We start from the raw sequence: 13,363 nt of genomic DNA, 5'->3' as shown, positions 1-13,363 counted from the left end.
GATCAGAAGGCGGCTTCGCCGGTGATGGCGCGGCCCAGGATGAGGGCGTGGACGTCGTGGGCGCCTTCATAGGTGTTGACGGTTTCCAGGTTCATGGCGTGGCGCATGACGTGCAGTTCGCCGGTGATCCCGGCCCCGCCGTGCATGTCTCGGGCCTCGCGCGCGACAGCCAGGGCCTTGCCGCAGTTGTTGCGCTTCATCAGGCTGATGGCCTCGGGAACCCAGGCCCCTGTGTCCAGCAGGCGGCCCAGGGCATAGGCGCCCTCGAAGCCGAGGAAGATCTCGGTCTGCATGTCGGCCAGCTTCTTCTGCACCAGCTGGCGCGCCGACAGCGGGCGGCCGAACAGGGTGCGCTCGGCCACATAGTCGCGGCTGGCGTGGAAGCAGAATTCCGCCGCGCCCATCGCCCCCCAGGCGATGCCGAAACGCGCCTTGTTCAGGCAGGAGAACGGCCCGCGCAGACCCTGCACGCCCGGCAGGATGTTGGCTTCCGGCACGAAGACGTCGTTCAGGCCGATGTCGCCGGTGATCGAGGCGCGAAGCGACAGCTTGTCGCCGATCTTGCCCGTGGTGAAGCCGTCGAAATCGCGCTCGACGATGAAGCCCCGGATGGTCCCGTCCAGCTTGGCCCAGACGATGGCCAGGTCGCTGATGGGCGAGTTGGTGATCCAGTATTTGCCGCCGTTCAGGCGATAGCCGCCGTCGACCGCCACCGCCGTGGTCTTCATCGACGCCGGGTCGGACCCGCCGTCGGCCTCGGTCAGGCCGAAACAGCCGACCAGTTCGCCCGCCGCCATCTTGGGCAGGAACTTCATCTTCTGCTCTTCGGAGCCGAAGGCGTAGATCGGGTACATGGCCAGCGACGACTGCACGCTCATGGCCGAGCGATAGCCGCTGTCGATCGCCTCGACCTCGCGCGCGATCAGGCCATAGGCGACGTGCGACGCTTCGGAACCGCCGTACTGTTCCGGCAGCATGGCGCCGAGGAAGCCCATCTCGCCCATCTCCGTCATGATGGCGCGATCGAAGACCTCGTCGCGGAAGGCGGCGACCACGCGCGGCAGCAGGGCCTCGCGCGCATAGGACCGCGCCGCGTCCTGAACCATCCGCTCCTCGTCCGTCAGCCGCCCCGTCAGGTCGAACGGATCATCCCAGCGGAACGTCTGGCCCGAAGATTTCTGTGCGGAAGGGGTCTTGCCGTCGGCCATGTGTCGTCCTCTTGAGCCTGAAAAGGAAGATTCGTCCGCGCCCGCCTCACGCGGGGTTGAAGCGACGTGACGAAGCGCCCTCTATTCCTGGCGCGGGTTTAGGCCAGAATGCGGCGGCCGGGTAGAGGGACCGGCGCGAACACGCTAGGCTGGCTGCATGTCGAACGCTTTCAATCGTCTGTTCCGCGATCACCCGCGTGAGGTCAACGAGACCTATTTCGAGCATATGGCCGCCTCGTCGCGCTTCGGCTTCAAGCTGATGCGTCTGGCGGGCTGCGCATTCATCCACGCCGTCGTGCCGGGCCGTCACAAGACGACGGTGTCCGACGCCATTCGCAGCATGGCCCATGACATGGGCGGCCGCGCCGCCGAAGCCCGCGAATGCCGGATGCGCGACGCCGGCGTCTGGGACGTCGGCCTCTAGGCGCCGTTCAGCACGCCCACTGACCATAAGGCCAGGCTCAGCAAAAGCACCGCCGCCAGGATCGCCAGCCCAGTCCACTGAAAGGCGCTGAACCGGCGCGGCAGGCTGGTGCCGACAAAGCCCGCGCCAGACGCGAACGCCAGCAGGGCGAGCCCGCGCGACGCTGCACGAACCGTTGAATCGGGCGCGTTCAGGTCATCGCCCTCGTCCGTGGCGAACTCTCCGGCCCGCGCGCGTTTCAGCAGGTCGCGCGCCTGCTCGGCCTGATCCGCCCGCCCCATGAGACGAATGCCCAACGCGCGCTGCATCAGGGGATCGACTGTCGTCTGGAACCGCTCGGTCACGGACACCTCGATGTCGTGCGACGACAGGAAGGCGGCCGCCAGATCGGCCTCATAGACGTCTTGATAGCGGGCGATCTCGACCAGGCTCATGCCGTCACCTTATCATCCGCCGCCCAATTGAAAACGGCGGGGCCCCAAGACCCCGCCGTCGTCAGTCGTTCGCGTCGCGCGGACCTTACAGGTCCAGCAGGGCGCGCGCCGGGTCTTCCAGCAGTTCCTTGATGCGGACCAAGAAGGTCACGGCTTCCTTGCCGTCGACGATGCGGTGATCGTAGCTAAGGGCCAGATACATCATCGGACGGATCTTGACCTCGCCGTTCACGGCCATCGGACGTTGCACGATGTTGTGCATGCCAAGGATGCCCGATTGCGGCGTGTTCAGGATCGGCGTCGACATCAGCGAGCCATAGGTGCCGCCGTTGGTGATGGTGAAGGTGCCGCCCTGCATCTGGTCCATCGTCAGGGCGCCGTCACGGGCGGCCTTGCCCAGGGCGGCGATGCCCTTCTCAATGCCCGCCAGCGACAGTGCATCCGCGTCGCGCAGCACCGGAACCACCAGACCCTTGTCGGTGCCGACGGCGATGCCGATGTCGTAGTGGTTCTTGTAGATGATGTCCGTGCCGTCGATCTCGGCGTTGACGGCCGGGATTTCATGCAGGGCCTGAACCACCGCCTTGGTGAAGAAGGACATGAAGCCCAGCTTCACGCCGTGGCGCTTCTCGAAGACTTCCTTGTACTGGGCGCGCAGGGCCATGACGTTGGTCATGTCCACCTCGTTGAAGGTGGTCAGCTGGGCGGCCGTGTTCTGGGATTCCTTCAGGCGACGGGCGATGGTCTGACGCAGGCGCGTCATCTTCACCCGCTCTTCGCGCGGCTGGTCGGCGCGGGGAGCGGCAGGCGCAGCAGCCTTGGGCGCAGCCGGAGCGGCGGCGCCGATGGCGGCGATGGCGTCGGCCTTGGTGATGTTGCCCTTCGGACCCGAAGCCGACAGCGAGGCCGGGTTCAGATTGTTCTCGGACACGACGCGCTGAACGGCGGGCGACAGGTGAGCCGAGGCGGGAGCCTGCGCTGAACCCGTGTTGGCCGGAGCAGCAGCCGCAGCCGGAGCAGCCGCAGCAGCGGCTCCCGAGGCGGCGACCGAACCGATCACCTGACCGGGGGTCACGGTGGCGCCGTCAGCAGCCGTGATGGTCAGGACGCCGGCGGCCGGGGCCGAGACTTCCACGGCCACCTTGTCGGTCTCGATCTCGACCAGCAGCTCGTCCTTGGCGACCGTGTCGCCCGACTTCTTCAGCCAGGTTCCGATCGAGCCTTCGGCGACGCTTTCGCCCATCGTCGGCACGGCGATGTCGACCGCAGCGCCGCCCGAAGCGGCCGGAGCAGCGGCCGGAGCAGCAGCAGGGGCGGCGGCAGGCGCCGAAGCCGCGGCGGCGCCGCCTTCGGTCACCGAGCCCAACACAGTGCCGGGAACGACCGTGTCGCCGTCATTGGCGTTGATCGCCGACAGCACGCCGTCGGCGGGCGCCACGACTTCGAGCGAGACCTTGTCGGTTTCCAGCTCGACCAGGACTTCGTCTTTCTTCACGGCGTCGCCGACCTTCTTGGTCCACTTGGCGATGGAGGCTTCGGCGACGGATTCACCGAGGGCGGGGGTCAGGATATCGGCCATCTTCAGTGTCTTTTCGTGTCTGAACTTTGCTTGTCTTTTAGGTCAGGCGCGGCGGTCAGGCCATGGCCTCGGCGAGGAAGGTCTCGAGTTCCTTCAGATGGCGGCTCATCAGGCCCGCAGCGGTCGAGGCCGAAGCCGGACGACCGACGTAGCGCGCGCGCTTGGCCTTCACGTCCAGCTTTTCGAGCGTCAGCTCGATCCACGGATCGACGAAGGTCCAGCCGCCCATGTTCTTCGGCTCTTCCTGACACCACACCAGATCGGCGTTGGGGAAGCGCGCCAGTTCCGCCGAGATCGACTTGATCGGCCACGGATAGAACTGTTCCAGACGCAGGATGTAGATGTCGTTGACGCCAGCCTTCTCGCGCGCGTCCAGCAGGTCGTAATAGACCTTGCCCGAGCAGACGATGACCTTGCGGATGTCCTTGTCGGCCTTGAGCGTCACGCCCGCTACATCCGGACGCAGCTGAGCGTCGTCGCGCAGCACGCGGTGGAAGGAGCTGCCCTCGGCCATGTCGGCCAGGGTCGAGACCGCCTTCTTGTGACGCAGCAGAGACTTGGGCGTCATCAGGATCAGCGGCTTGCGGTACGAGCGGTGCAGCTGGCGACGCAGGATGTGGAAGTAGTTGGCCGGCGTCGTGCAGTTGGCGACCTGCATATTGTTCTCGGCGCACTGCTGCAGGAAGCGCTCAAGACGCGCCGAGGAGTGCTCGGGGCCCTGGCCTTCATAGCCGTGCGGCAGAAGCATCACGAGGCCGCTCATGCGCAGCCACTTGCGCTCGCCCGATGAGATGAACTGGTCGATCACCACCTGGGCGCCGTTCACGAAGTCGCCGAACTGGCCCTCCCACATGGTCAGGGTGTTCGGATCGGCCAGCGAATAGCCGTACTCGAAGCCTAGCACCGCCTCTTCGGAAAGGGCCGAGTCGATAACCTCGAAGTGGGCCTGGCCGTCGCGCAGGTTGTTCAGCGGGAAGTAGCGGACTTCCGTCGTCTGGTCGGTGATGCCCGAGTGACGCTGCGAGAAGGTGCCGCGCACCGAATCCTGACCGGACAGGCGGACATTGTAGCCCTCGTCCAGCAGGCTGGCGAAGGCCAGGCTCTCGGCCGTGGCCCAGTCGATGTTCTGGCCGCTCGACACCGCATCGCGGCGGGCGTCGATGACGCGCTTCAGCGTCTTGTGCACGTCGACGCTGTTCGGGATCGTCGTCAGGCGGTGACCGAAGTCCTTCAGCTTGTCGGCCGAGACGGCGGTGTCGCCGCGTTGCGCCGCATCGTCGACCTTCTCGGCGCCCAGGCCCTTCCAGACGCCGTCCAGCCAGTCGGCCTTCTTGGCTTCGAAGGTCTTGCCGGCCTCGAACTCAGCGTCGAGGTAGGCTTCGAAGCGGGCGATCTCGGCGTCCACCTCGGCCTGGGTGACGACGCCTTCAGCGATCAGGCGCTTGGCGTAGATCTCCAGCGTCGAGGGCTGGTTCTTGATCTTGGCGTACATCAGCGGCTGGGTGAAGGTCGGGTCGTCGCCTTCGTTGTGGCCGAAGCGACGGTAGCAGAACATGTCCACCACCACGTCCTTGTGGAACTTCTGGCGGTATTCGGTGGCCACCTTGGCGGCGAAGACGACCGCTTCGGGATCGTCGCCGTTCACGTGGAAGATCGGCGCCTGAACCATCAGGGCCACATCCGACGGATAGGGCGACGAGCGCGAATTGCGCGGCGCCGTCGTAAAGCCGATCTGGTTGTTGATGACGAAGTGCAGGGTGCCGCCGGTGCGATAACCCTTCAGCCCCATCAGGGCGAAGCATTCGGCCACCACGCCCTGCCCGGCGAAGGCGGCGTCGCCGTGGATCAGCAGAGGCGCGACCTTGGAGCGGTCCAGCACCCATTCGGTGTCCGGCTTGCCGAGGTTGACCTCGGCCTCGCGGATGTCGAAGGCCTGCTTGGCGCGCGACTTGCCCAGGACGACCGGGTTGACGATCTCAAGGTGCGAAGGGTTGGCCGTCAGCGACAGGTGGACGCTGTGGCCGTCGAACTCACGGTCCGACGAGGCGCCCATGTGGTATTTGACGTCGCCCGAACCCTCGATGTCCGACGGGACGGACGAGCCGCCTTGGAACTCGTGGAAGATGGCCTTGTAGGGCTTGCCCATGACGGCCGCGAGCACGTTCAGACGGCCGCGGTGCGCCATGCCCAGCACGATTTCGTCAACGCCCAGGGCGCCGCCGCGCTTGATCACCTGCTCCAGCGCCGGGACCATGGCCTCGCCGCCGTCCAGACCGAAGCGCTTGGTGCCGGGGAAGCGCTTGTGCAGGAAGCGCTCGAAGCCTTCGGCCTCGGCCAGCTTCTTGAAGATGGCCAGCTTGCCTTCCTTGGTGAAGGCGTTCTGGGCGAACTTGTCCGGGCCCTCGATGCGCTGTTGCAGCCAGGCTTTTTCTTCCGGCTCGGCGATGTGCATGAACTGCACGCCGATGCTGCCGCAATAGGTGCGGCGCAGCAGCTCGATCACCTGGCGCAGCGAACCGGTCTCCAGACCCAGCACGCCGTCGAGGAAGATCGGACGGTCCATGTCGGCTTCGGTGAAGCCGTAGAATTCGGGCGTCAGCTCCGGGTTCTGAACCGGCGGCTCAATGCCCAGCGGGTCCAGGTTCGCCTGCAGGTGGCCGTTCACGCGATAAGAGCGGATCAGCATCAGGGCGCGGATGGAGTCGTGGGCGGCCGCGCGCACATCGGCGGCCGAAACACCGGCGCCAGCTGCAGCCGGAGCCGGGCGCGCGCCGGACTTGCCGGCGGCCTTGGGATCAACCTTGGGCGCGGGCCAGCGGCCGTCGAACACGGCGGTTTCCTCAGTCGGCTCGGTCGCGCCCGAACGGCCCCAGGAGCCGGCGGCGGCCGACTGCTTCACCAGGTCGGCGTTGTCCTTCAGCTGATCGAAGAAGGCGCGCCATTCCCCCGACACTGAGCCGGGGTCCGAGGCCCATTTTTCGTGCAGGTCCTCAATGAAGGCCGCGTTCGCGCCATAGAGGAAGGAGGTCTCGGCAAAGACCTGGTTCAGCCGACCCGCATCGTCCGCCATTTTTCTTTCAATCGTCCCTTTACAACCGCCCGCGCACAGCCGCGCGGAGAGCAGCGCCGTTCATATAGGCCCTGTTTCCTTACTGGTCATGACCGAAGGGAGGCGGAGCGGGTGGAATTTGGTCGATTCCGCAAGAAAAAACGCCTCCGGACGATTCCGGAGGCGTTACAAAAGGTCACATGGCGCGAAAAACGTCCCCGGAACGCGGATCGACTAGACTTTAGTCCAATCCGCCCCCGCCTGCGCCGAACCCACCCTTGCGTGAATCCGGCGCTCAAGCAGCGAGCGACCGCGTCGCGAGCGTTAGCGCCGCGCCTCTCAAAAGGCGCTGAAGCAGCGAGCCGCCGCGCGGCGAGCGATAGCGCCCGCACGCGCAGCGTGCGCCGCTGAAGGGTTTAACCCTTCAGCACTTCCACCAGAGTGGTGCCCAGACGCGCCGGCGACGGCGAGACGCGGATGCCCGCGGCCTCCATCGCAGCGATCTTGGATTCCGCATCGCCCTTGCCGCCCGAAACGACGGCGCCGGCGTGGCCCATGGTGCGGCCCTTCGGCGCCGTACGGCCCGCGATGAAGCCGGCCATCGGCTTCTTGCGGCCCTTCTTGGCTTCGTCGATCAGGAACTGGGCGGCGTCCTCTTCGGCCGCGCCGCCGATTTCGCCGATCATGATGATGGACTCGGTGGCGTCGTCGGCCAGGAACATCTCCAGCACGTCGATGAACTCGGTGCCCTTGACCGGGTCGCCGCCGATGCCGACGGCCGTGGTCTGGCCCAGGCCTTCGTTCGTGGTCTGGAACACGGCTTCATAGGTCAGGGTGCCCGAGCGCGAGACGATGCCGACGTTGCCCTTCTTGAAGATCGAGCCCGGCATGATGCCGATCTTGCACTCTTCCGGGGTCAGGACGCCGGGGCAGTTCGGGCCCAGCAGGCGCGAGTTGGAGCGGTCCAGGCGCGCCTTGACGCGGACCATGTCCTGCACCGGGATGCCCTCGGTGATGCAGGTGATGAAGGGGATCTCCGCCTCGATGGCTTCGATGATGGCGTCGGCCGCGCCTGCCGGCGGGACGTAGATCACCGAGGCGTCGGCGCCGGTGCGCTCCTTGCCTTCGGCGACCGAGGCGAAGATCGGCAGGCTTTCGCCGTGCGAACCGGTCCAGGTCTGGCCGCCCTTGGCCGGATGGATGCCGCCGACCATTTGCGTGCCGTAGTAGGCCAGGGCCTGTTCGGTGTGGAAGCTGCCGGTCTTGCCGGTCAGGCCCTGGACCAGGATCTTGGTGTTCTTGTTAACGAGGATGGACATGTGTCTGTGCTCTGAAATCTGTGTGTCTGCGAGGCGGTCGTCGAGCCTTAGGCGATCGCCGCGACGATCTTCTGGGCGGCGTCGTCCAGGTCATCGGCGGCCGTAATGGCCAGACCCGACTCGTTCAGGATTTTCTTGCCCAGCTCGACGTTCGTGCCTTCCAGACGCACGACCAGCGGCACCTTCAGGCCCACTTCCTTCACTGCGGCGACGACGCCTTCAGCGATGACGTCGCACTTCATGATGCCGCCGAAGATGTTGACCAGGATGCCTTCGACCTTGGGGTCGGCGGTGATGATCTTGAAGGCCGCTGCGACCTTTTCCTTCGAGGCGCCGCCGCCGACGTCGCAGAAGTTGGCGGGTTCCTTGCCGTACAGCTTGATGATGTCCATCGTCGCCATGGCCAGACCGGCGCCGTTGACCATGCAGCCGATGTTGCCGTCCAGGGCGACATAGGCGAGGTCCCACTTGGAGGCCTCGATCTCCTTGGCGTCTTCTTCGGTCTCGTCGCGCAGGGCGCGGATGTCTTCGTGGCGGTACAGGGCGTTGCCGTCGAACGAAACCTTGGCGTCCAGAACGCGCAGGCGGCCGTTCTCCATGACGATCAGCGGGTTGATCTCGAGCATGTCCATGTCCTTCTCGACGAAGGCCTTGTACAGGATCGGGAACAGCGACTTGCCGTCTTCGGCGGCGTCGCCCGTCAGCTCCAGCGCGGCGTTGATCGCGGCGACGTTCTCGGCGGTCACGCCGGCTTCCGGGTTGATGGCGATGGTGTGGATCTTCTCAGGCGTGGCGTGGGCCACTTCCTCGATGTCCATGCCGCCTTCGGTCGAGACGACGAAGGCGGTCTGACCGACCGAACGGTCGACCAGTAGCGAGCAGTACAGCTCACGGGCGATGTCGGCGCCGTCTTCGATGTACAGGCGGTTGACCTGCTTGCCGGCCTCGCCCGTCTGGGCGGTGACCAGGGTGTTGCCCAGCATTTCCTTGGCGTGGGCGACGGCTTCCTCGATCGAGAAGGCCAGACGCACGCCGCCCTTGGCGTCGGCGCCCAGTTCCTTGAACTTGCCCTTGCCGCGGCCGCCGGCGTGGATCTGCGACTTCACGACATAGAGCGGGCCAGGCAGTTGCTTGGCGGCGGCTTCGGCCTGATCGGCCGAGGTGATGGCGACGCCGTCCGCAACCGGGGCGCCGTAGCCCTTGAGGACCTGCTTGGCCTGATACTCGTGAATGTTCATGTCTGATCCGCGCCGTTTAGGGAGGTTTGTGGAAACTTTGGCCGCGCTTATAGGCGTCGCGCCTTCGCCTGCGCAACCGTCTGTCTGGTTATGGCCTCATGAGGATTTTCTTATGCGGCGGTCCGGGATCGCCCGGCCCGACGGCTCAGTCCACCCAGTCCTTCTTCAGCGTCCGCGAGGCGCCGAACAGCAGGACCGACGACAGCAGGTAGAAGCCCATGCCCGTATAGATGGCCCAGCGCAGGCTCTCGTCGCCGAAGGTCGGGCGCAGCAGGTCGCTCATCCAGCCGAAATAGTAGAAGCCTACAGCCAGTCCCAGCAGGTTGTTGATGAGCAGGAAGATGGCCGAAGCGGTCGAACGCATGGGCGCCGGGGCCAGATGCTGCACCGCCGCCGTCACCGGCCCCAGCCAGGCCAGGTTCAGCCCCGTCGGGATCAGGAAGATCAGGAAGGCCAGCACCAACGCCATCGCATGGCTGCCCCCGCCCGGTATCAGACTGATCAGCCACGGCGAGTTCATCGCCAGGATGAAGCAGGGCGCCGAGATGATAAAGGCCACCGCGGGCACCAGCGGATAGGCGCCCTTGGACCGACGCGCCATCCTGTCCGCCAGCGACCCGCCCAGCCATATGCCCAGAAGTCCGCCGATCAGGGCGATGCCGGCATAGTACCAGCTGACCTGCGACAGGGTCAGGTTGAAGCTGCGCATGAAGAAGAGCGGCAGCCAGCCCGCTACGCCGTAACCGCACACCGACGATGCGGCGGCTCCCAGGGACAGCAGCCAGAAACTCTTCTTGCGCATGATCACCGTGCCGGTGGCCCGGGCGATGAACAGGGACACCCCGATCACCGTAAACAGACCCGCGCCGAAGAACGGGACCAGGGGATTGGAGACCCCGGCGCCGAGCAGCGACAGGACGCCCAGACCGGCCAGCAGGCCGCCGACGCCAAAGCAGATCAAGGCGACCCTGCGGCCCAGGTCGACGTCCGCCTCGCCCGCCGTCGGCGCCGGAGGGGCCGCTTCGGCAGGCGCAATGGCCGCCTTGGCCGCTAGGTCGGAGCCGCCGCGCCTGGGATCACGCACCGTCAATCGCAGCAGGGGCGCGACCAGCACGCCGATCAGCCCCACGACGATGAAGGCGGTGCGCCAGCCATACTGGGCCGCCAGCAACCCCCCGACCAGGGTGCCGCCCGCCGTGCCCAGCGGAATGCCGAAGGCGAAGGCGGCCAGGGCGCGGGCGCGCTGGTTCGGCGGGAAATAGTCGGCGATCAGGGAATAGGCGGGCGCCACGCCGCCGGCCTCGCCGACGCCGACGCCCATGCGGAACAGGAACAGTTGGCCGAACGAGCCGGCGACCCCGCACAGGGCTGTGAAGCCCGACCAGACGGTCAGGGCTCCGGTCATGATCCACACCCGACTGGCCCGGTCCGCCAGCCATGCCAGCGGAATGGCCAGGGTGGAATAGACCGAAGCGAAGGCGATGCCGCCCAACAGGCCGAACTGGCTGTCGGACAACTGGAAATGCTCCTTCAGCGGCGAGGCGAGGATGCCGATGATCTGCCGGTCCACAAAGTTCAGCATGTAGACGAAGACCAGGATCGCCAGAACATAATAGCGATAGCGCGACGAGACGACGGGCTCCGGCGTATTTGCGGCTTCGGTCTGGCTCATGGACATTTCCCGACAGTGACTCTCAAGGCGACGGTAGCGGCCTGGCCGACCCACGCCACAAAAAAGAAAGGCGGCGGCTCCAACGAACCGCCGCCCAGTGCGCTACGTTCAGGACCGCAGCATCAATACTTGGCCGAGACCTTGATCATCCAGGTCCGCGGCGCGCCGTAATAGGCGGTGCGGATGTTGCCGATGGACGAGAATTCCTGGGCGTCGGTCTTGTAGACTTCGTCCGACAGGTTCTGGCCGTACAGACCGACCGTGTAGCGGTCCGACGCGTCCGACCAGACGACGCGAGCGTCATACAGCCAGTAGTCGTCCTGATACATGCCGGGGATTTCGGTGGCCGTGTTCTCGTAGGTGTTGTCCACCGCCAGAGCCATCTTGGAGCGGAACTTGGCCGCGCCGCCGACCGTCACGGACGAGCCGCCCGACAGGAACCACTCATACTGGCCGCCGACCCGCAGGGTCCACTTGGGCGAGAAGGCCGGGTCCTGGAAGGCGCGGCTGCCGCCGAAGTTGGCGAAGCGGTCGTCCTTGAACTCCTTGTAGTCGGCTTCAAGGAAGCCGACCTGAGCGTCCAACGTCAGGCCGCGGATCGGAACCAGAACGCCTTCCAGCTCGAAGCCGAAGATGTCCAGCTGACCAGCGTTCAGCACCGACAGGACCGGCGCCGGCAGGCCCGTGACCGGATCGGTGTCGAGGCCGGCGACGCGCGCCTGGAAGTCTTCATACTTGGTCATGAAGGCCGCCAGGTTCAGGCGGGCGCGACGGTCCCAGAAGGAGGTCTTGGCGCCGACTTCGAAGGAGTCGGCCGTTTCCGGCTGATACTCGGTCGCCTCGGTCGGCGAGTTGGCGCGGCCGTTGAAGCCGCCCGACTTGAAGCCCTGCGAATAACGCGCATAGACCATGGCGTCGTCGGACAGCTGATAGTCAGCCGACAGCATGATCGACGTGTCGTCGTACTTGCCCACGTCCGGCGTGAAGACATAGGTCGCGTTGAACGCCGGCAGCAGGCTGTAGAAGGTCGAGGTCGTGCGCCAGTAGTCCTTCTCTTCCTCAGTGTAGCGGACGCCCGCTGACAGGCGCAGCCTGTCGGTCACGTCATAGCTGACGTTTCCGTAGACGGCCTTGGAGGTCGTCTCCAGCGTATCGTCGATGGTGCGCAGAAAGCCCGAGTTGCCGAACGCCGGCCCCAGCAGGGCGTCATTGTAGCTCTCCTGATGGGAGTCGACGTCTTCCTTGAGGTAGTACAGGCCCGCCACCGCGTTCAGGCGGTCGCCGGTGTAGGTCAGCTGCAGCTCCTGGCTGAACTGGTTCTGATCCACGGCCACCAGGGCGTCGGCGATCTCCAGCTCGGTCGCATCGAAGTCGATGTAGTCGTCCGTCGTCATCGCGCGATAGGAGGTGATCGACTTCAGCGACAGGACGTCGGACAGGTCCCAGGTCGCGCGCAGAGCCGTGCCCCAGCTTTCCAGCCGCGTCTCGTTCGGCAGGCCCGTCGTCGTGCGGGTCTTGAAATCATACTTCGGAACCGGATTCGGCACGGGACGCAGGACGGTGGTCTTCAGCAGGTCCGTCAGATCATTCTGGGCCTGACCAACCGTCATGCCCGCGTCGTCCTTGGCGTAGTCAGCGTTCAGGTCGATGCGGAAGTTCGAAGCCGGGTCCCAGGCCAGGCTGGCGCGCACGGCGGTCGAGTTCTTGTCGTTGTATTCAGCGCCGGTGGCCGGATCGGTGACATAGCCGCCGCGTTCCGAATGCAGAGCCGACAGGCCCAGAGCCAGAGTGTCGGTCACCGGCCCGGAGACGGAGCCTTGGACTTCAACCAGATCATAATCGCCATAGGCGGCTGAGGCGCGCGCGCGGAACTCCTGGTCTGGGCGGCGCGACACCAGCTTCATGGCGCCGCCGATGGTGTTCTTGCCGTAAAGGGTGCCCTGAGGACCGCGCAGAATTTCGACACGCTCCAGATCCAGCAGGTCGAACTGGGTGCCGCGGATACGCGAATAATAGACATCGTCGACATAGACGCCGACGGCCGGGTCGAAGGTCTGCAGGGCGTCCGGCTGACCCACCCCGCGGATGTAGATGTTGGTCGAGTTCGACGAGCCGCGCCCCTGAACCAGGTTCAGGTTCGGCACCGCGCCTTGCAGGTCCGTCACCTGCTGGGCGCCCGTGCGCTCCAGCGTCTCGCCGCTGAACGCGGTCAGCGCCAGAGGCGTCTTCTGCGCCGACTCTTCGGTACGGCGGGCGGTGACGATGATGTCTTCGACCTGAGACGCGCCTTCCGGCGCCGTCGTGTCTTGAGCCTGGGCCGCAGAGGCCATTGCGCCGAAGGCGGCGCCCGCCAGCAGGGCGGTCTTCACGAGTCTGTTCATGTGCATCCCAATCTTGTTTCCGGCCCGATCGACGCTTTTTTATTCAGCGTTCAATGATT

Annotated in this window: 9 protein-coding genes; 1 reads left to right on the top strand and 8 read right to left on the bottom strand. The window is 65.7% G+C overall.

Features of this window, described 5'->3' with window-relative positions; genetic code table 11:
• Positions 1-2: 2 nt before the first annotated feature.
• Positions 3-1,208 carry an acyl-CoA dehydrogenase gene (locus tag H556_RS0111060; RefSeq protein ID WP_024354487.1) on the bottom strand — a complete coding sequence of 402 codons (1,206 nt, stop codon included), beginning with the start codon at positions 1,206-1,208 and terminating at the stop codon, positions 3-5.
• 157 nt (positions 1,209-1,365) lie between these two features.
• On the opposite strand from H556_RS0111060, the gene H556_RS0111055 reads away from it, so the two are divergent.
• Entirely contained in the window at positions 1,366-1,632 is a 267-nt protein-coding gene (locus tag H556_RS0111055; RefSeq protein WP_024354486.1) for a DUF6356 family protein, read from the top strand.
• On the opposite strand, the gene H556_RS0111050 is transcribed toward H556_RS0111055, so the two are convergent.
• The 7 genes from H556_RS0111050 to H556_RS0111020 all read right to left on the bottom strand — a co-directional run bounded on the left by H556_RS0111050 (position 1,629) and on the right by H556_RS0111020 (position 13,304).
• On the bottom strand, positions 1,629-2,066 hold the full coding sequence (locus tag H556_RS0111050; RefSeq protein WP_024354485.1) for a putative signal transducing protein: 438 nt from the start codon (positions 2,064-2,066) through the stop codon (positions 1,629-1,631). The two genes, H556_RS0111055 and H556_RS0111050, sit on opposite strands and share 4 nt — an antisense overlap.
• 85 nt (positions 2,067-2,151) lie before the next feature.
• Positions 2,152-3,645: a 2-oxoglutarate dehydrogenase complex dihydrolipoyllysine-residue succinyltransferase gene (odhB, locus tag H556_RS0111045; protein ID WP_024354484.1), complete on the bottom strand. Its 1,494-nt coding sequence runs from the start codon at positions 3,643-3,645 to the stop codon at positions 2,152-2,154.
• A 55-nt stretch (positions 3,646-3,700) separates the two neighbouring features.
• Entirely contained in the window at positions 3,701-6,715 is a 3,015-nt protein-coding gene (locus H556_RS0111040; RefSeq protein WP_024354483.1) for a 2-oxoglutarate dehydrogenase E1 component, read from the bottom strand.
• 395 nt (positions 6,716-7,110) lie between these two features.
• Positions 7,111-8,013 carry a succinate--CoA ligase subunit alpha gene (gene sucD / locus H556_RS0111035; protein WP_024354482.1) on the bottom strand — a complete coding sequence of 301 codons (903 nt, stop codon included), beginning with the start codon at positions 8,011-8,013 and terminating at the stop codon, positions 7,111-7,113.
• 47 nt (positions 8,014-8,060) lie between these two features.
• Positions 8,061-9,251, bottom strand: a complete 1,191-nt coding sequence (sucC, locus tag H556_RS0111030; protein WP_024354481.1) for an ADP-forming succinate--CoA ligase subunit beta — start codon at positions 9,249-9,251, stop codon at positions 8,061-8,063.
• 145 nt (positions 9,252-9,396) lie between these two features.
• Positions 9,397-10,923: a spinster family MFS transporter gene (locus H556_RS0111025; RefSeq protein WP_024354480.1), complete on the bottom strand. Its 1,527-nt coding sequence runs from the start codon at positions 10,921-10,923 to the stop codon at positions 9,397-9,399.
• Between the two features lie 122 nt (positions 10,924-11,045).
• A complete protein-coding gene (locus tag H556_RS0111020; protein WP_024354479.1) occupies positions 11,046-13,304 on the bottom strand; it encodes a TonB-dependent receptor in 2,259 nt (752 codons plus the stop codon).
• Positions 13,305-13,363: the final 59 nt, after the last annotated feature.

It is taken from the genome of Brevundimonas naejangsanensis DSM 23858, from assembly GCF_000421705.1.
GTDB lineage: Bacteria > Pseudomonadota > Alphaproteobacteria > Caulobacterales > Caulobacteraceae > Brevundimonas > Brevundimonas naejangsanensis.
The sequence above is the reverse complement of the archived record's forward strand: the minus strand, read 5'-3'. Positions and strand labels throughout refer to the sequence as shown.